14 protein-coding genes and 1 riboswitch are annotated in these 19,664 nt (G+C 63.3%); of the genes, 13 read left to right on the forward strand and 1 reads right to left on the reverse strand.

The window, feature by feature from the left end; genetic code table 11:
- Positions 1-70 precede the first annotated feature (70 nt).
- Both E4M07_RS01090 and fdhF read left to right on the forward strand, forming a co-directional pair.
- Positions 71-1,747, forward strand: a complete 1,677-nt coding sequence (locus E4M07_RS01090; RefSeq protein ID WP_136656439.1) for an NAD(P)H-dependent oxidoreductase subunit E — start codon at positions 71-73, stop codon at positions 1,745-1,747.
- Between the two features lie 107 nt (positions 1,748-1,854).
- Complete coding sequence (gene fdhF / locus E4M07_RS01095; protein WP_136656440.1) at positions 1,855-4,644, forward strand: formate dehydrogenase subunit alpha; 2,790 nt, start codon at positions 1,855-1,857, stop codon at positions 4,642-4,644.
- A gap of 21 nt (positions 4,645-4,665) precedes the next feature.
- Here fdhF and E4M07_RS01100 read toward each other — a convergent pair whose 3' ends face one another.
- Entirely contained in the window at positions 4,666-5,277 is a 612-nt protein-coding gene (locus tag E4M07_RS01100; protein WP_136656441.1) for a DUF922 domain-containing protein, read from the reverse strand.
- A gap of 274 nt (positions 5,278-5,551) precedes the next feature.
- On the opposite strand from E4M07_RS01100, the gene E4M07_RS01105 reads away from it, so the two are divergent.
- The 11 genes from E4M07_RS01105 (at position 5,552) to cobO (ending at position 19,527) form a co-directional block, all read left to right on the forward strand.
- On the forward strand, positions 5,552-6,715 hold the full coding sequence (locus E4M07_RS01105; protein WP_136656442.1) for an acyl-CoA dehydrogenase family protein: 1,164 nt from the start codon (positions 5,552-5,554) through the stop codon (positions 6,713-6,715).
- Between the two features lie 30 nt (positions 6,716-6,745).
- Positions 6,746-7,633 carry a 3-hydroxyisobutyrate dehydrogenase gene (gene mmsB, locus E4M07_RS01110; protein ID WP_136656443.1) on the forward strand — a complete coding sequence of 296 codons (888 nt, stop codon included), beginning with the start codon at positions 6,746-6,748 and terminating at the stop codon, positions 7,631-7,633.
- 535 nt (positions 7,634-8,168) lie between these two features.
- Positions 8,169-9,194, forward strand: a complete 1,026-nt coding sequence (locus tag E4M07_RS01115) for an alpha/beta fold hydrolase (protein ID WP_169054046.1) — start codon at positions 8,169-8,171, stop codon at positions 9,192-9,194.
- Between the two features lie 411 nt (positions 9,195-9,605).
- Positions 9,606-11,063 (forward strand): cobyric acid synthase, encoded by a 1,458-nt coding sequence (locus E4M07_RS01120; protein WP_136656445.1) that lies wholly within the window; start codon positions 9,606-9,608, stop codon positions 11,061-11,063.
- A 273-nt stretch (positions 11,064-11,336) separates the two neighbouring features.
- Positions 11,337-12,122: a GGDEF domain-containing protein gene (locus tag E4M07_RS01125; protein ID WP_169054047.1), complete on the forward strand. Its 786-nt coding sequence runs from the start codon at positions 11,337-11,339 to the stop codon at positions 12,120-12,122.
- Positions 12,123-12,204: 82 nt separating this feature from the next.
- A riboswitch (cobalamin riboswitch) is annotated at positions 12,205-12,549 on the forward strand.
- Positions 12,550-12,595: 46 nt separating this feature from the next.
- Positions 12,596-12,775, forward strand: a complete 180-nt coding sequence (locus E4M07_RS01130; protein WP_136656447.1) for a CbtB-domain containing protein — start codon at positions 12,596-12,598, stop codon at positions 12,773-12,775.
- A 13-nt stretch (positions 12,776-12,788) separates the two neighbouring features.
- On the forward strand, positions 12,789-13,529 hold the full coding sequence (locus tag E4M07_RS01135) for a CbtA family protein (RefSeq protein WP_136656448.1): 741 nt from the start codon (positions 12,789-12,791) through the stop codon (positions 13,527-13,529).
- Positions 13,526-14,050, forward strand: coding sequence for a bifunctional adenosylcobinamide kinase/adenosylcobinamide-phosphate guanylyltransferase (gene cobU, locus E4M07_RS01140; protein ID WP_136656449.1), 525 nt, complete (start codon positions 13,526-13,528; stop codon positions 14,048-14,050). Before E4M07_RS01135 ends, cobU begins: the two co-directional genes overlap by 4 nt.
- A gap of 6 nt (positions 14,051-14,056) precedes the next feature.
- Positions 14,057-15,130 (forward strand): cobalamin biosynthesis protein CobW, encoded by a 1,074-nt coding sequence (cobW, locus tag E4M07_RS01145; protein WP_136656450.1) that lies wholly within the window; start codon positions 14,057-14,059, stop codon positions 15,128-15,130.
- Positions 15,131-15,137: 7 nt separating this feature from the next.
- The gene (gene cobN / locus E4M07_RS01150; protein ID WP_136656451.1) at positions 15,138-18,896 is read left to right on the forward strand and encodes a cobaltochelatase subunit CobN; all 3,759 of its coding nucleotides are present in this window, start codon (positions 15,138-15,140) and stop codon (positions 18,894-18,896) included.
- Complete coding sequence (cobO, locus tag E4M07_RS01155) at positions 18,889-19,527, forward strand: cob(I)yrinic acid a,c-diamide adenosyltransferase (protein ID WP_136656452.1); 639 nt, start codon at positions 18,889-18,891, stop codon at positions 19,525-19,527. Before cobN ends, cobO begins: the two co-directional genes overlap by 8 nt.
- Positions 19,528-19,664: the final 137 nt, after the last annotated feature.

Raw genomic sequence — 19,664 nt, forward strand, 5'->3', positions numbered from 1 at the left:
CAATGGGCAGTCTATACCCATTCCAAATTGCAGGCGCGACAGGGTCCTGCAGCCGGAAAGGGATGGCGAAATGAACAAGCATGTCAACATCAAGCGACGCGACCGCGGACCCAAGGGACGTCCGCTGGACGATGCGGCGCTTGAGGAAATGCGCGGCCTTTTCGAGGGGCTGGAGCTGCGCCGTGACCTGCTGATCGAATTCCTGCACAACATCCAGGACACCTATGGCTGTCTGTCGGCGGCCCACATCAGAGCGCTGTCCGAGCTCATGCGGTTGCCGCAGGCGGAAATTTACGAGGTGGCATCGTTCTACGACCATTTTGACGTGGTCCGGGAAGGGGAGGACGCGCCCGCGCCCCTGACCATCCGCGTGTGCGATTCCCTGTCCTGCATGATGGCCGGCTCCGAGACGGTGATTTCGGCGCTCGAAAACGGCGCAGACCCGTCGCTCATAAGGATCGCGCGCGCGCCGTGCATGGGGCGCTGCGACACGGCTCCGGCGGCGCGAGTCGGCGACCGGGAAGTGGACCACGCGACGCCCGACGACCTTCTACGGCTGGCCAGCGAAGGCGGCTTTGACGCGCTGGTTCCCGAATATATCAACCTCTTTGCCTATCAGGAGTACGGCGGCTACGCGCTCTACGAGAAGGTCCGCTCCGGGAAGATCGGCGCGGAGGCGCTCATCGAGGCGCTTTCCGATGCCGGACTGCGCGGTCTCGGCGGCGCCGGCTTCCCGGCCGGGAAGAAATGGGGTTTCGTCCGCTCCTATGAGGGGCCGCGCCTGATGACGGTGAATGGCGACGAGGGCGAGCCGGGCACCTTCAAGGACCGATATCTGCTCGAAAGCGATCCGCACCGGGCGCTGGAAGGGGCGCTGATCGCGGCCCACGCGGTCGCCGCCGAGCGCATCTATTTCTATATGCGCGACGAATACCCGGCGGTGCTTGCAATCCTGCGGGCGGAGATCGAGGCGCTGGAGGCGGCCGGTATCATCGATGCCGGGTTCATCGAGCTGCGCCGCGGCGCCGGCGCCTATATCTGCGGCGAAGAAAGCGCGATGATCGAGAGCATCGAAGGCAAGCGCGGCCTGCCGCGCCACCGCCCGCCATACATTGCCGAGGTGGGCCTGTTCGGCCGGCCGACACTAAACCACAATGTCGAAACGCTGTGGTGGATCCGCGATATCGTGGAAAAAGGCGCCAAGTGGTTCGCCGATCAGGGCAAGCCGGGCCATCCGGGACCGCGCTCGTGGTCGGTCTCCGGGCGCGTCAAGGAGCCGGGTGTTAAACTGGCCCCGGCCGGCGTCACGGTCCGGGAACTGATCGACGATTATTGCGGCGGAATGGCTGAAGGGCACACCTTCAAGGCCTATCTGCCGGGTGGTGCCTCGGGCGGAATCCTGCCCGCCAGCATGGACGGCATTCCGCTCGATTTCGGCGGCGAACTGGCCGATGCCGATGCCTTTGTCGGTTCCCATGCGGTGGTCGTCCTGTCCGACAAGGACAGCGTGAAGGAAGCGACGCTCAACCTTCTGAAGTTTTTCAAACATGAAAGCTGCGGGCAGTGCACGCCCTGCCGCGGCGGTACGGAAAAGATGGTCTCGCTGCTGGAGGGCGACGGACCGCTCGACGAAGAGGCAATCCGCGATCTCGAAGCCGTCATGCGTGACGCGTCGATTTGCGGGCTCGGTCAGGCGGCGCCCAATCCGGTCAACCATTTGCTGGTCCATTTCCGGGACGAGCTTTAGTGCCACTGCCGGGCAGTGTTTGTTCATATCCGGAACAGTGGTCAGTGATATTGCGTACGATATAGATAAGAACCCGAAGGTTCGCTATTTGGTGAGGAAGCGCGCAGATGACGGACATAAAGTTCAGCCTCGACGGTAAGACCGTAGCGGCGTCCAAAGAAGAGAGTATCTGGGACGTGGCGAAGCGGGAAGGAACCCGCATCCCGCATCTGTGCCATCTGGATCAGCCCGGTTACCGACCCGACGGAAATTGCCGCGCCTGCATGGTCGATATCGAGGGTGAACGCACGCTCGCCGCGTCCTGCATCCGCAAGCCGACCGAAGGGATGGTCGTACGCACCGATACGGAGCGGGCGGAAAAGTCCCGTCAAATGGTGTTCGAACTGCTGGCCAGTGATATGCGGCCACAGGAGGAAAGCCCGGACAACCAGTCGGCGTTCTGGGAATGGGCATCGTCCATGGGCATCAACGGGTCGCAGCGCTTCCCCTCGAAGTTTGCCGACGACGGTATGGACCGCGGATTTGATGTCTCCAATCCGGCGATTGCTGTTAATCTCGATGCGTGCATCACCTGCGGCGCCTGCGTGCGCGCTTGCCGGGAAGTCCAGGTCAACGACGTTATCGGCATGGCCGGACGGGGAAACCACTCCGTGCCGGTATTCGACATCCACGATCCGATGGGGTTGTCGACGTGCGTGAGCTGCGGCGAATGCGTGCAGGCCTGTCCCACCGGAGCGCTCTACGAGAAGTCGCTGATGGACGAGAGCCACACCCGGCGGGACGTCCAGTCGTTCGACCGGGTGGTCGACAGCGTGTGTCCCTTCTGCGGGGTCGGTTGCCAGACGAGCGTTGCCGTCAAGGACAATCGCATCGTCCAGGTCGACGGCCGCAACGGCCCGGCGAACGAGAACCGGCTTTGCGTCAAGGGACGCTTCGGCTTCGATTATGTGCATTCGCCCGACCGGCTCACAAAACCGCTGATACGCCGAGACGATGCGCCGAAGGCTGGCGATATGGACCTGCGCGGCGCCGATCCGATGACGGTTTTCCGTGAGGCGAGCTGGGACGAGGCTCTTGAGAGGGCCGCCACCGGCCTCAAGACCATCCTCGAGAGCGATGGCGGCAGCGCGCTCGCCGGCTTCGGTTCCGCCAAGGGTTCGAACGAGGAGGCTTATCTCTTCCAGAAGCTCATTCGCGAGGGTTTCGGGACCAACAATGTCGACCATTGCACGCGCCTGTGCCACGCGTCCTCCGTCGCCGCGCTTCTGGAAGGCGTCGGCTCCGGCGCCGTCTCCGCGCCGTTCACCGACGCGATGAAGTCCGATTGCATCGTCGTTATCGGTGCCCGGCCGGCGACCAACCACCCGGTGGCCGCGACCTATTTCAAGCAGGCGGTCAAGCAGGGCAAGCAGCTCATCGTCATGGATCCGCGGCGGCAGGGCCTGATGCGCCACGCGACGCACCCGGTACAGTTCAAGCCCGGCAGTGACGTCGCCATGCTGAACGCCATGCTCAACGTGATCGTCACGGAGCAGCTCTACGACGAGCAATATATCCAGGCCAATGTCTCCGGCTTCGAAGCGCTGAAGGAGAAGGTCAAGGATTTCACGCCCGAGGCCATGGCCGAGGTCTGCGGCATCGATGCCGAAACGCTGCGGACCGTTGCGCGGGTCTACGCGACTTCGGAGCGCTCCATCATCTTCTGGGGCATGGGGATTTCCCAACACACCCACGGCACGGACAATTCGCGCTGTCTCATCGCGTTGGCACTGACGACCGGCCATGTCGGGCGGCCGGGCACCGGACTGCACCCGCTGCGCGGTCAGAACAATGTCCAGGGTGCCTCCGATGCCGGTCTCATCCCGATGTTCTATCCGGACTACAAGTCGGTCGAAAACGCCGATATCCGGGGCGGATTCGAGGATCTTTGGGGACGCTCACTGGATCCCGTCAAAGGCCTGACCGTGGTCGAGATCGTCGATGCGATCCTCGAAGGCAAAATCAAGGGCATGTACATCATGGGCGAGAACCCGGCGATGTCCGACCCGGACCAGCAGCACGCGCGCGCAGCGCTCGCCGCCCTCGATCACCTGGTGGTGCAGGACATATTCCTCACGGAAACGGCATGGCACGCCGATGTCGTTCTGCCGGCGTCGGCGCATGCTGAAAAGCTCGGCACCTATACGAATACCAACCGCCAGGTGCAGATCGGCCGGCCGGCGATCGATCCGCCCGGCGAAGCGCGTCAGGACTGGGAACTGATTGCCGCTCTCGCCAGGGGCATCGGGCTTGGCTGGGACTACGGCGATATCTCCGATGTCTACGACGAGATGGCGTCGGTCATGCCGTCCCTCGACAATATCCCGTGGGAGCGGATCGAACGGGAAGACGCGGTGACCTACCCGGCCGACGCGGTCGACCAACCCGGCAACGAGGTGATCTTCCGGGAAGGTTTCCCGACGGCCGACGGACGCGGAAAAATCGTTCCCGCCGACCTGCTGCCGCCGGACGAAGTGCCGGACGAGCAGTTCCCGCTGGTGCTGACGACGGGCCGGCTGCTTGAGCACTGGCACACCGGCGCCATGACCCGCCGCTCCGGGGTTCTGGACGAGATCGAGCCGCAGGGCATCGCGGTCATGAACCCTTATGAAATTGAGCGCCAGGGACTGGAACAGGGGCAGTTGGTTACCGTCGAAACCCGCAGGGGCGTTGTCGAGGCCGTTCTGCGTTCCGACCGGGAAGTCGCCGACGGGATGATCTTCATGCCGTTCTGCTTCAACGAAAGCCCGGCCAACCGGCTGACCAATCCGAAGCTCGATCCGTTCGGCAAAATCCCCGAGTTCAAGTATTGCGCCGCGAAGATTGCGGCGGTTTCAGCGGCCGACGCCGCGGAATAGGGGCTGCCCGGCAGCCGGCCGTCAGCTTGCGTAGCCGAGCGAACGCAGGCGTCGCTCGATGGCCTCGCGCTCGGACGCGTCGAAGGCGCGCTGCTCGCGGTTGTGCGCCTCGAACATCGCTCTGAACTTTGATCGCGCCTTCGTCATCAACTGACGGCAGGTCTTCTGCGGCGGAATGGCGACCAGGGCTTTCTCGATCAGCGTCTTGTGCTTTTTCGATATGTCGACATGCTGCTGCTCGTGCCATTCGACGTGCCTGCTGAGGGCTTCGAATGCAGAGCGTGTCCTTCCGTCAGCCCGGTTGAGTTCGGACCATTCGGGAAGCGTGACAAGCAGGTCAAGGTCGATTTCGGCGGATTCGATACGGCAGGTCTCGCCATTGCGGACAGTCTTGACCCGCGGCGTCATGCGCGTCTCGGTGGTGCCGATGGCGTGGCCGTCTTGCGGGCCGCGGCGGGCGATCTGCTCGTTGATCTGCTCAACCGTGGTGCCGGGGACCTTGTAATAGACGGTTGTCAGGCCCGAACTCGTGCTGGTGCAGGCCGACAGACCCGCAAGGCACAGTGCAAACAGCGCTGTTTTTCCCATTCCAAGGGAACGCGTGCCGGGATTGTGCTCAAGGTTTTGGCGCATGAACTTTTCGCTCTCCCACTCTGTACCTGCCGAGCTTTGCGTCAAGTTTGCGGAAAAATCGTGTCGGGTACAATATGGTCGGAACAATAATGCCGGTCCAGAGGTTTGTGTGACCAAAAAAGCACGGTGCAGGCTTTACCGGGCTGCACAAACATGCTTGATGGAAATGAACGGTCGTTTGTTTGTTTTTGCGGGATCGGCCGATTGACACCGACGACAAATGCGCTGGAGCTCCTCCCGGAGCTCCCGGCGGCAGGCATCAGGGAGGCAGACGATGGACGCAGTGGTCGAATCTCGCGAGGAGCGTTTCGGTCTGACCGATGAACAACGCGCCATCCAGGAAATGGTCGCCGCCTTCGCGGCCGACCGCGTGGCGCCCAATGCAATCGAATGGGACCAGGGCAAGCATTTTCCGCTCGACGTTATCCGGGAAACGGCGCCGCTCGGTCTCGGCGGGATCTATGTCGGCGACGATGTCGGCGGCTCGGGTCTCGGCCGCCTGGACGCCGTGGTGATCTTCGAGGCCCTGGCGAAGGCCTGTCCGGCGTTTTCGAGCTTTATATCGATCCACAACATGGCCGCCTGGATGATCGACGAGTTCGGCTCCCAGGAATTGCGCGAGCGGTTTCTTCCCGGACTGACCTCGATGGAGCAGGTCGCCAGCTACTGCCTGACGGAGCCGGGTTCCGGTTCCGACGCCGCCGCGCTCAAGACGCGTGCCGTCAGGGACGGCGACAGCTACGTGATCAATGGATCGAAGCAGTTCATTTCCGGCGCCGGGGTGAACGACATATACGTCGTCATGGTCAGGACCGGCGACGAAGGCTCGTCCGGCGTTTCGGCCCTCGTCGTGCCCAAGGACGCGCCGGGCCTTTCCTTCGGTGCGCCGGAATCCAAGATGGGCTGGCATATCCAGCCCACCGCCCAGGTTAATTTCGACAATTGCCGGGTGCCGGCGGAAAACTGCATCAACCATGAAGGCATGGGCTTCAAGATCGCCATGGCGGGACTGGACGGCGGACGGCTGAACATCGCTGCCTGTTCCCTGGGCGGCGCGCAGTCGGCGCTCGAAAAGGCGCTGGAATACACCTCCGAACGCAAGGCCTTCGGCAAGACGATCAACCAGTTCCAGGGCCTTCAGTTCAAGATGGCTGATATGGCGACGGAACTGGAGGCCGCGCGCCTGCTGCTTTACGCGGCGGCGAACCGGCTGGACGAGAAGGCTTTCGATGCCGGAACCTGGTCGGCGATGGCGAAGCGCTATGTGACCGATACCGGATTCAATGTCGCCAATGACGCGCTGCAGCTTTTCGGCGGCTATGGCTATCTGGCAGACTACGGCGTCGAGAAAATCGTGCGCGATCTGCGCGTCCACCAGATCCTGGAAGGCACCAACGAAATCATGCGGGTTATCATCGCGCGCCATCTGACCCGCTAGATCGGCAATCGGAAAAGGGCAAGAGCGGACATGACGAATATCGCGTTTATCGGCCTCGGCAACATGGGAAACCCCATGGCCGCCAACCTGGTCAAGGCGGGGCTCAGTGTGACCGGTTTCGACCTGGTCGCGGACAATCTCGAGCTGGCAAGGGCGCACGGGCTCTCCATTGCCGAATCGGCGCCCGGCGCGGTTGAGGGCGCCGATGTGGTGATCACCATGCTGCCGGCAGGCCAGCACGTTCTTTCCGTCTATCGGGATGTGCTCGAAAAAGCGCGGGCGCAGACCTTGTTCATCGATTCCTCCACCATCGATGTCGACAGTGCCCGGCAAGCCCACAAGCTCGCCAGGGACAAGGGCATGCTGACTGTCGACGCCCCCGTTTCCGGCGGTGTCGGCGGCGCCGAGGCCGGAACGCTCACATTCATGGCGGGCGGCTCGGACGAGGCGTTCAGGCTGGCCGAACCGATCCTCGACCCCATGGCAGGCCGGATCGTGCATTGCGGCGACGGCGGCGCAGGCCAGGCAGCGAAGATCTGCAACAACATGATCCTCGGCATTTCGATGATCGGCGTCGGCGAGGCGTTTGTGCTGGCCGAGAAACTCGGCCTTTCCCACCAGGCACTTTTCGATGTCGCCTCGACGTCCTCCGGCCAGTGCTGGTCGATAAACACCTATTGCCCGGTGCCCGGCCCGGTGCCGACTTCCCCGGCGAACAACGACTACAAGCCCGGTTTTGCCGCGGCACTGATGCTCAAGGATCTCAAGCTTTCGCAGGAGGCCGCGCAGAGCGCCGGCGTGGCAACCCCGCTCGGCGCCAGCGCCATGCAGCTCTATGCGCTGTTCAACGCGGCCGGTGAAGGCGGAACGGACTTCTCGGGCATCATAAACTTCCTGCGCGGCCAGGAAAAAAAATGACCCAAAATCGCCGAATTTAGGTTTGATTAAGGTCTCAATAACCGTCCGGTAACGTTATTCCCGTAGAACAGTTCTGCGGCGGGCAAACCGCCGACCGCTCCGGATCAGGTACTGCGTACCGGGGTGCCAGCGATCTTCGTGCGTCACTTGCGAAGGGTCACGTAGTTGGTGACCAAACCGCGCCCGGGCCTTCCCGAAGCGCGGTGATCGCGTATCCGATAGCCCGGTAATCTCCACAATGCAGCACAGGGCAAACCGGTCGTCCGGCGGAACGTTCCGGTTTCCGGTCCGTTGCGCATGTGGCACGGGTCAATTTATTCGACACCTCTTTACAGAAATTTGTTGTCGGTTGCCGGTCGCCTGCTTTAGCCTGTCAACCTGGGGGCGAGAATATTCTGACGCGGGGGATCACGTGCCAGCGCTATTCTCAGTCAAAGACATATTTTGTTTATGCTATTTGTTCCGCCTGATCTGTATTGTCATTGTTCCGTTGGGCGGAGCGGCCTGTACAACCTCGAAATGGAATGTCCCGGTGGTGGCCGTCGATACGGACGTCGCCGATATCGAACGTGTCTTCGTAGCGACCGTGCGCGCGCCGACACGCAGGAACGAGATGCGTTTTTCCGCCGAGCGGGACGATCGGCTTCATTTCGTCGATATCGAGGTGTCGGTGCCGAAGGAACGCAAGGTCGGCAAACTTGTCGGTCCGAGCGATGCGCCGGATCCGGCGAAACAGTTCGGCGCGGTGCGCATCGAAAGTTTTGACAGCGATGCGGCCTTCGTCGCGGCGGTCGACAAGGAAATGCTCAAACGCCCGCCGCAGGAACGCGTCGCCTTCGTTTTCGTGCATGGATACAACACCAAATTCGGGGAGGCGGTTTACCGGCACGCACAATTGCGGCGGGACTACAATGTCCGCGCGGTGCCGGTCACCTATTCCTGGCCGTCCGCCGGAAAGCTTGAGGGATACCTCTACGACCGGGACAGCGTCCAGTACGCCAGGGACGGACTCATCAAGACCCTGAAGTTGTTGCAGCGCTCGAAGGCGCGCAGCACGTTTCTTGTCGCCCATTCAATGGGCACACTGCTGACGATGGAAACCCTGCGGCAGGTGAGCATCAGCGGCGACAAGCCGCTCCTGCGGTCCGTCGGTGCGCTGGTCCTTGCGGCGCCCGATATCGACAACGATGTGTTCAAGGAACAGGTCGGCAAGATCGACCCGCTGCCAGAGCCGTTCGTGATGTTCGTGTCGTCCAAAGACCAGGCACTCAGGGCGTCACAGTTCATCCGGCGCGGAACACCGAGGGTCGGCGAGGGCAAGGAGATCGCGACGTGGCAGTCGCTCGGCATAACCGTTGTCGACCTGTCCGGTGTGAAAGATGGCGGCCTGACAAGGCACGGTGTCTATGCCAGTTCGCCGACACTGATCAGGATCATCCAGGACGAGGGTCTCAATCTGGCGATGCTCGGGCAGGACCGCAGCGACTACCCCGAGGCTGAGGCGGCGGATACCGGTACCCGGTTCGCCGAAAACGTCGTGCACTTTCCGACAAACGATTAGTCAGAGAATGCCGCAGCTTCGCAACGAGGCTGCGGCATTCGGCTTGTCGCAAAGGCGCCGGTTACCCGGCGGATTGGGTCCTGATCCAGGCGGCGGTCCTTGCCACGGGTCTGCGGCTCCGAGGCTCTTTCTTTTGAGTGCTGCCTGTCTCGCCGTTCCATGCAATGTGCACGCCGTCGTTTTTGTTGAAGATATAAAGCATCGCTTCGTTCCTTGACTGGCTCTCATGGCACATCCGTGCCCTTATTGCCCATATAGTTGCGCCGCAGATGCGGAAAAAGACCTGAAAACGTCGTCGGCTATCGTTTCTGCGCACAATCCGGTGATGCTGCTCCGCAACCGGGATTCATGCATGTGCATCAGGCATTTGGTGGCTAGGCACATGTGTGCCGCAATGCTAGATCAACGACTATGACCAAGGCCATCATGCTTCAGGGAACAGGCTCCGATGTCGGCAAGACGGTGCTCGTCGCCGGCCTGTGCCGCCTTGCCGCCAACAAGGGCCTGAAGGTGCGCCCGTTCAAGCCGCAGAACATGTCCAACAATGCCGCGGTCGCCGACGATGGCGGCGAGATCGGGCGGGCGCAGTGGCTGCAGGCGCTTGCCTGCCGGGTGCCGGCCTCCGTCCACATGAACCCGGTCCTGCTCAAACCCCAGTCGACCACCGGATCCCAGATCGTCGTGCACGGGCAGGTGCGGGGAACGGCGGGAGGGCGGGATTACCAGACCTTGAAGGGCGAGTTGCTCGGTGCCGTCATGGAAAGCTGGGAGGAGATGTGCGACGGCGCCGACCTTGTGATCGCAGAAGGCGCCGGATCGCCGGCCGAAATCAACCTGCGTGCGAACGACATCGCCAATATGGGCTTTGCAACACGCGCCGATGTGCCGGTCGTGCTGGTGGGCGATATCGATCGCGGCGGGGTGATCGCCTCGCTGGTGGGCACGCACCGCATCCTGCCGGAAGAGGACCTGCAGCAGATCCGCGGCTATCTCATCAACAAGTTCCGCGGTGACGTGTCGCTGTTCGACGACGGGATCGCCCGTATCGGAGACTTTACGGGATGGCCCTGTCTCGGCGTGATCCCGTGGCTCGCGGAGGCGGGCCGGCTGCCGGCGGAGGATTCCGTCGTGCTTGAACGCATGGCGCGCGGCGCGGGCCGGGCGCTCAAAGTGGCGGTTCCGGTGCTCGACCGCATCGCCAACTTTGACGATTTCGATCCGCTTGCAGCGGAGCCCGATGTCGAAGTCGTCATGGTGCGGCCGGGAGATGACATTCCGGCCGACGCCGGGCTGGTCGTCATTCCGGGATCCAAGTCGACGATCTCCGACCTTGCAGCCTTTCGCCGCAACGGCTGGCATCGGCAACTCGACCGGCACGTGCGGCGCGGCGGTCATGTGCTGGGTATTTGCGGCGGCTTCCAGATGCTCGGCCGCACGGTCTACGACCCGGATGGAATCGAAGGCGCCGAAACCGAGGCCGACGGTCTCGGGCTGCTCGATGTGGAGACTGTAATGGAGCCGGAAAAGACGGTTCGAAATGTCACCGCGACGAGCGCCGAACTCGGTGTTCCACTGTCCGGATACGAGATCCATCTCGGCAGGACGGAGGGTCCCGACTGCCTGCGGCCCTTTGCCGTGGTCGACGGGCGTGACGACGGCGCGATTTCGTCGGACGGTCGCGTTGCGGGGACCTACCTCCACGGCCTTTTTGCGGGCGATGCTTTTCGCCGCGGTTACCTGGCAGGCCTCGGCATCGAAAACAGCGGAACAAACTACCGCGCCGAGGTGGACAGCGCGCTGGACAGCATTGCCGGGAAACTGGCGGAGCTTGTCAGCCCGCAACTGCCCGGATTTGAAGATCTTCTTTAACGCACCGCTAACCGCGTTTCCTAAAGGCATATTTGCGAATTCGTTCTAGTGTGCTGTTGGTTGAAACGGTCAATATGACGCTGACCGCATTCGCGCCTTTTTCAGGGCGGGAAACTGCCGGATGCAAGTTTGCCTCCGGCCGGCGAATGAAAGGTGCCGTGCCCCTGGGCCGGCACTCGCCGCAACGCAGGCGTTCGCGCATATGGACCAAACCAGTGGCCGGGTCGGCGCATTGCGCCGTCGGTATGTGTAACGCTTGTTTGGGGGAACGGGGTGGCATACCCGGATTTGTCATTTCTCAGCGTTGTCAGGAAGCGGACTCGCTCGATCGTTGTCCGGTCCCTGCTGCTGCTTGTGGCGATCGTGTTTTTCGCCCAGGGCGTCAACGGTTATTTCTACCCCGAGCTTTCCGGTGCCGAGCGGATCGCCAATGTGCTTCTTTGCCTGAAAATCACCGTCATCGTCGCCGTTCCCTTCGTGATCTACGTCGTCCTTCTTCAGGCCCGCGCGGATCTTGCCGCCGAGTATTTTCGCCTGCTTTCACGGACCGATGCGCTGACCGGCCTTCTCAACCGGCGGGCCTTTGTCGATCTGCACACGGCGGTGGATGTGGACGAGTCGGATCAGGCGATAAACAGCAGGGCCCTGCTCGTTATCGATCTTGACCATTTCAAGCAGGTCAACGACAGGTTCGGGCATGACGCGGGCGATGCGATCCTGATCCAGCTGGCGGACCTCTTCCGGGTGAACCTGAGGCCCGAGGACGCGGTGGCGCGCATGGGCGGCGAGGAATTTGCCGTTGCGCTCAGCCGCGGAACGGAACATGAGGCCCTGCAGGTCGCTCAGCGGCTCCGACACGCGGTCGAACGCAATGTCTTCCTTTATGACAGACAGGAAATCCGGCTGACGGTCAGCATCGGGCTGGTGCGCTACGAGGGCGGCGAATACTTCGAGACCGCACTGCGCCAGGCGGACCTTCTGACGTACAAGTCCAAGAAAGACGGCCGCAACCGCATCAGCTGCGGTGAGGGGCAATTCGATCTGCCCACGGCTGCCTGACACTTGCAGCAGGTGCCGAGGTTTCGCTGTAAACACGGTGCATGGCGCAAACGCGATTGACAGCCGTCGCCAATCAAGCCTATCACTTTGAATTGCGAATGGTCCCGTACGGCGAAGCCAGAGGGATCAAAAGGGAATGTGACGGGTGGACCCAAACCGGGCGCCTCAATCGCAGCCGACCCCGCGACTGTAGAGCGGATGGGCAATCCCGACCCCGGTCCACGTGATATTCGATTTCACGAATTGATTCATGGTCCGGCGGTAAGCCACTGAAGTGGCGGCGCAATGAACCGGGTTGGACGCCTCTAGGAATCTGCGAATCGTCCGCCTTTGCGCCGCAACACTTTGGGAAGGCGAGGGTGCGCCTGACCGGCGAGAGCCGGTCGATCCGTGAGCCAGGAGACCTGCCATTCGCTAGGGCCGACAGGCCCGCACGTAAATGGGATGTTCCCGGGCCAGACACGGAGGTTGCTATGGCTGCACAAACGGTTTCCACCACTTTGTCGCTGAGCGGGGCTCAGCGGTTCACGGTCGCGCTCTCGGCGCTGTTGCTGGGTGTTTTTCTCGTCTATGGAGCCGGGCTGGCGAATTCGGCCGTCCTGCACGACACCGCGCACGACACCCGCCACTCCTACGGTTTTCCCTGCCACTAGGGGATGAACCGACATGTTGATCAGACTTTTGCTTGCCGCGATCGTGGCAGGATTGCTCTCGGGTGTACTGATGACCGGTGCCCAGGAGCTCAAGGTCACGCCGCTTATCCTGCATGCGGAGCAGTATGAGGGCGGCGAGGACACCCACCATGGCAACGTAACGCCGCTGCCCGGCCTGTCGCGGCTGGCGCAGTTCGTGTCGCCTGTAACGGCTGCCCACGCACACGGCGATGCCGAGGCGGCGGGCGGTATTCTGTTCGGCCTCAATCGGTTCGGCGGCACGCTTATGGCAAATCTCGTCACGGGTGCCGGATTCGGACTGATCCTGCTGGCCGTCAGCCTTCTTACCGGCACCGGGATCACGCTGAAAAACGGTGTCCTGTGGGGCGCCGCCGGATGGCTGAGCTTCCAGTTCCTGCCGGCAATCGGGCTGCCGCCGGAACTGCCGGGCTTTCCGGCCGCGGACCTTGTCGAGCGGCAGACATGGTGGATCGCAACCGTGGTGCTATCGGCGCTCGGCCTTTATTGCCTCGTGTTGCGGGAGGCGGCCTGGGCAAAGGCGCTCGGCGTTTTGCTGCTTGCCGCTCCGCATCTTTACGGCGCACCGCAGCCGACTGACATCGAAAGCAATGTTCCGGCGCTGCTCGGTGCGGAATTCGCCGTTGCGGCACTGGCGACGACCGCCTTTTTCTGGGTGGTGCTCGGCCTGTTGCTCGGCGGTGCGATGGACCGTTTCGGACGTGCCGCACAATGAACCCGGAGAAACCGGGCAGGGTTCTTGTCCTGGGCGGCGCACGGTCCGGCAAGTCGGCCTTTGCGGAGGATTATGTCGAACGCTCCGGGCTCGAACCGGTCTATGTCGCGACCGGCCGCTCCTTCGATCAGGAGATGGATGAGCGGATACGCCATCACAAGGCGCGTCGGGGCGAGGGTTGGCGAACCGTCGAGGAGCCGTTGGCGCTTGTCGGCGCTCTCGACGAATATTGCCGGGAAGGCCGGGCCGTGCTCGTCGACTGCCTGACCCTGTGGGTGACGAACCTGATGATGGCAGACCGGGACGTGGAGCGCGAGGGATCGGCGCTGGCTGTGTGCCTGGGCCGTTGTCAGGGAGCCGTGGTGCTTGTCTCCAACGAGGTGGGCCTCGGCATCGTGCCGGAAAACGCCATGGCGCGGGCGTTCCGCGACCACGCCGGGCGGCTGCATCAGCAAATCGCCGCGCAATGCGATGAAGTTTATTTCCTGGCGGCCGGGCTGCCTTTGAAGATGAAGGGTTGAATCAACATGCAGGGTCAGAAAATCCCAGCCACAGTGATCACCGGGTTCCTCGGCGCCGGCAAAACCACCATGATCCGCAATCTGCTCGGCGATGCCGGCGGACGGAAGATCGCGCTGATCGTCAATGAATTCGGCGATCTGGGTGTCGACGGCGAGGTGCTGAAGGGCTGCGGCGCCGAGAACTGCACGGAGGACGACATCGTCGAGCTGACCAATGGCTGCATCTGCTGCACGGTCGCCGACGATTTCATCCCGACGATGGAAAAGCTGCTGGAGCGCGAGGAAAGGCCTGATCATATCGTTATCGAAACATCGGGCCTGGCGCTGCCGCAGCCGCTGGTCGCGGCCTTCAACTGGCCGGGCATCAAGACGCAGGTCACCGTCGACGGCGTTATCACCGTGGTGGACAGCGCGGCCGTCGCCGGCGGCCGGTTCGCCGATGATCACGACAGGCTCGACGCGCAACGACGGGCCGACGATGCGCTCGACCATGAAAGCCCGCTGGAAGAACTCTTCGAAGACCAGTTGACGGCGGCCGACCTCATCATCCTCAACAAGGCCGACCTTGTCGACGCGTCCGGGCTGGAAACGGTGCGGCACGACATCGCCGGCCGCTCGCGCCGCAATCCGGCAATGGTCACCGCGCGCCAGGGCCAGGTGCCGTCGAGCGTGCTGCTCGGTCTCGGCATGGAAAGCGAGAGCGATATCGATAACCGCAAATCGCATCACGAGCTGGAGCACGAGGCCGCGCACGAGGCGGGCGAGGACCACGATCACGACCATGACGCGTTCGAGAGCTTCGTTGTCGATGCCGGCGCGATAACCGATCAGGATGCTTTCATCGCCACGCTAAATGGCGTCGTTGCAAAGCACGACATCCTTCGCCTGAAGGGCTTTGCGCATGTGCCGGACAAGCCCATGCGCCTGGTCGTCCAAGCCGTCGGAGCGCGGATCGACAGCTATTACGACCGCCCCTGGGGAACGGCCGAGGACAGGTCGACACGGCTGGTGGTCATCGGGTTGCACGACATCGACCGGGCCGCGATCGCAAACGCGATCCGCCGCGCTGCACGGGGCTGACAAGACCATGCACCTGCTGCTCGCCCAGAAAGGTTCGATTTCTGACGGCAACGAGGCGGTCGATCTTGGCCAGACGCCGGGCGAGATCGTCTTCCTGACGGCGGCGGACACGGAACTTGCGAGTCTCGCCAAGGCGTGTCAGGCGCTGAAAGCGGCGGCGCCGCAGGTCCGGCTGGCCAATCTGATGGAACTGCGCCATCCCATGTCCGTCGACACCTATGTCGAACGGACGGCCCGGCACGCCAGGCTGATCATCGTGCGGGCGCTCGGCGGCGCCAGTTATTTCTCCTACGTGCTGGAAGCCCTGCATGCGGCCGCTACCCAGCAGGGAATATTGATGGCGGCCCTGCCGGGCGACGACAAGCCGGATCCGGGCCTCGCCCAATTCAGCACGATGGCCGCAGAAGATGTCGACGCGTTGTGGCGTTATCTCGTTGAGGGCGGCGCGCCCAATACGGTCTCCTTCCTGAACTATTGCTCGGCGCTGCTCGACGGTTCGGAGCGGCCACCGGCGGCGGTGCCGCTGCTGAAATCAGGCCTGTGGTGGCCGGGCGCGGACAATCCGTCGATCGACGACGTGGTTTCCCGGGATGACAGGCGCCCAGTGGTGCCGATCTGTTTTTACCGAGCGCTGGTTCAGAGCGGCCAGACGCAGCCGGTCGAAGCACTGATCCGGGCGCTGCAGGCCGAAGGCATGCAGCCGGTGCCGATCTTCATCTCCAGCCTGAAGGATCCGGTCTCGGTCGCAACCGTCGAAACGCTGTTCGCAGGATGTCCCCCCGATGTCGTCGTCAATGCCACCGGCTTTGCGGTCTCGTCTCCGGGCGGGTCGCGCAAGCCGACGGTTCTGGAATCGACCGGGGCGGTGGTGCTGCAGGCGATCTTCTCCGGTTCGACACGGGACGCCTGGCAAGAATCGGCGCAGGGCCTGACGGCGCGTGACCTTGCGATGAACGTGGCGCTGCCCGAGGTCGACGGGCGGGTGCTCAGCCGCGCGGTCTCGTTCAAATCGGCGACCTTCTACGATGAGGCGGTGGAAGCCAACATCGTCACCCACGAGCCGCTTGCCGACCGTGTCGCCTTTGTCGCCCGGCTGGCCGCCGGCTGGGCCCGGCTGCGGCGGCGTACCGAAAGCGAGCGGCGCGTCGCGCTCATTATGGCCAATTACCCGAATCGGGACGGGCGGCTCGGCAACGGCGTCGGGCTCGATACGCCCGCCGGGACGATCGAGGTGCTGCGCGCTCTGGCGGCCTCTGGCTATGCGCTCGACGAGGTGCCCGGCGACGGCGACGCGCTGATGCGCCACCTCATGGCCGGCCCCACCAATGCCGCCGTCGATGCGCGGGACATCCGCGAAACTCTCGATCTCGCGGCCTACCAGAGTTATTTCGAAAGCCTTCCACAGATCATTCGCGAGGCGGTCCAGGCGCGCTGGGGAGAGCCGGAGGACGATCCCTATTTCCTCGCTGGTCGCGCTGCCTTCGCCCTGCCGCTCGCCCGCTTCGGCCACGTCGTGGTCGGTATCCAGCCGGCGCGCGGCTACAACATCGATCCGAAGGAAAGCTACCACTGCCCGGATCTCGTGCCGCCGCACGGCTATTTCGCCTTCTACGCCTTCCTGCGCGCGCAGTTCGGCGCCGACGCCATTGTGCACATGGGAAAGCACGGCAATCTCGAATGGCTGCCCGGCAAGGCGCTGGCGCTTTCCGAGGCCTGTTATCCCGAGGCCCTGCTCAGCGCGGTGCCGCATCTTTATCCGTTCATCGTCAACGATCCGGGCGAGGGGACGCAGGCGAAGCGGCGCACGGCCGCCGTCATCATCGATCACCTCACACCGCCGCTGACCCGCGCTGAAAGCTACGGGCCGCTGAAGGATCTCGAGGCGCTGGTCGACGAATATTACGAGGCGGCGGGCGGCGATCCGCGCCGCCTGCGGCTCCTGAAAGGGCAGATCCTCGACCTCGTCCGCGATATCGGCCTCGATATGGATGCCGGCATTGCCGAGAGCGACGGCGACGATACCGCGCTTGCAAAGCTCGATGCTTATCTGTGCGACTTGAAGGAAATGCAGATCCGCGACGGCCTGCACATTTTCGGCAAGGCCCCGGAAGGCAGGCTGCTCGACGACCTGGTCTGCGCCCTGGCGCGGGTGCCGCGCGGCCTCGGCGAGGCGGGCGACGCCAGCCTGCAGCGCGCCATTGCCGACGATCTCGGCCTTTCGTTCGATCCGCTCGACTGCGAAATGGCGGCGCCCTGGAAGGGACCGCGGCCGGACCTTTTGACCGGGGTGAGTGACGAATCGTGGCGCACGGCCGGCGACACCGTGGAGCGGGTGGAACTCCTCGCGCAAGCCCTCGTTTCGGGCTCTGTTGCATGTCCAAAGGACTGGAAGGCTGCGGCGTCCGTGCTCGCCGAAATCGACGAGAACCTGCGGCCCGCGGTGCAGCGGTCCGGCCGCGCCGAGATCGATGGGCTGATGGCGGGCCTTTCCGGGCGATTTGTCGAACCCGGCCCGTCGGGGGCGCCGACGCGCGGGCGCCCGGACGTGCTTCCGACGGGGCGCAATTTCTATTCGGTCGACAGCCGCAGCGTGCCGACGCCGGCGGCCTGGGAACTCGGCAGGAAATCCGCCGAGATGCTGGTTGCCCGCTACACGCAGGACAATGGCGAGTGGCCGACCTCCTTCGGCCTGACCGCCTGGGGCACGTCCAATATGCGCACCGGCGGCGACGATATCGCCCAGGCGTTGGCCCTGATCGGCGTCAAACCGGTATGGGACCACGCATCGCGCCGGGTGACCGGATACGAGGTCATCCCGCTTGCGGTCCTCGGCCGCCCACGCGTCGATGTGACCCTGCGCATCTCCGGCTTCTTCCGCGATGCGTTTCCCGACCAGATCGCGCTGTTCGACAAGGCAGTGCGTGCCGTCGGCGCGCTGGAAGAGGACGAAGCGGACAATCCCGTCGCGGCACGCATGCAAAGCGACAGGAAATCGCTCATTGCAGCGGGCGCGGATGAACAATCCGCTTCGGAACGGGCCGGCTATCGCGTTTTCGGCTCGAAGCCCGGAGCCTATGGCGCCGGACTGCAGGCGCTGATCGACGAGAGGGGCTGGCAAACACAGGCGGATCTTGCCGAGGCCTATCTCGTATGGGGCGGCTATGCCTACGGCGCCCAGGCTGAAGGCAAGGCCGAACGGCAGCAGTTCGAAAGGCGTCTGCGGGGTGTCGAGGCGGTGGTACAGAACCAGGACAACCGCGAACACGACCTTCTCGACAGCGACGACTACTACCAGTTCGAGGGCGGCATGACGGCGGCGGTCGAGACGCTGTCGGGCGCACGCCCCGCCATCTATCACAACGATCATTCGCGGCCCGAGAAACCGGTGATCCGGACGCTCGATGAGGAAATCGCCCGGGTCGTGCGCGGCCGGGCGGTCAATCCCAAATGGATTGCCGGCGTCATGCGTCACGGCTACAAGGGCGCATTCGAGATCGCCGCCACGGTCGACTACCTGTTCGCCTTCGCGGCGACGACGGGCGCGGTGCGCGACCATCACTTCGAGGCCGTCTACAAGGCTTTCGTCATGGACGACGCCGTGCGCGAGTTCATCGAGGAGCACAATCTGCCGGCCCTGCGCGAAATCGCCGAGCGGCTTGAAGAGGCGATCGACAGGGGTCTTTGGACACCGCGCTCCAATTCGGCGCGGTTCGGTCTCAAGGCGCTGGCCGGCAAAACGGAGGAAAGGCTGTCGGGACATGGCTGAAAAATCGGACAAACTCAAGAACCTCTCGGAAGAGGAACTGAACGCGCGGCACGCCGAAAAGATGAAGAAGAAGAAAGCGGCGCGCGACAAGATCATCGCCACCAAGACCATCGAGAAGGGCCTGACGATCATCCACAGCGGCAAGGGCAAGGGCAAGTCGACCGCCGCCTTCGGGATGATCTTCCGGGCCATCGGCAACGGCATGAAGGTCGGTGTCGTGCAGTTCGTCAAGGGCAAGTGGGGCACCGGCGAGCGCAAGGTGCTGGAGGCGTTTCCCGAGCAGGTGACGCTGGCGACGATGGGCGAGGGCTTCACTTGGGAGACGCAGGATCGGCAACGCGACATCGCGGCGGCCCGTCAGGCCTGGGAGAAGGCCAAGGAGATGATCCTCGACGATAAGCACGACATGGTGCTGTGCGACGAGCTCAATATCGTGCTTCGCTACGACTACCTGCCGGTCGAGGAGATCATCGAGACCCTGAAGCAGAAGCCCGAGATGAAGCATGTCATCATAACCGGCCGGAACGCCAAGGAGGAACTGATCGGTTTCGCCGACCTGGTGACCGAGATGGAGATGGTCAAGCACCCGTTCCGGTCGGGGGTCAAGGCCCAGGTGGGGATCGAGTTTTAGGGCTGGGCTCGTTGATCGAGGCAACTAGATTGCACGAACGGCAATTGGCAGGAATGCGGACGAAGCTGCCGTTCATCTCTGCGCAGTGAAAGCCATTTTGGACTCAGATGTTGCGAAGCAAGAAAGACGGAAAACAG

Source organism: Nitratireductor sp. XY-223 (assembly GCF_004959855.1).
GTDB lineage: Bacteria > Pseudomonadota > Alphaproteobacteria > Rhizobiales > Rhizobiaceae > Hoeflea_A.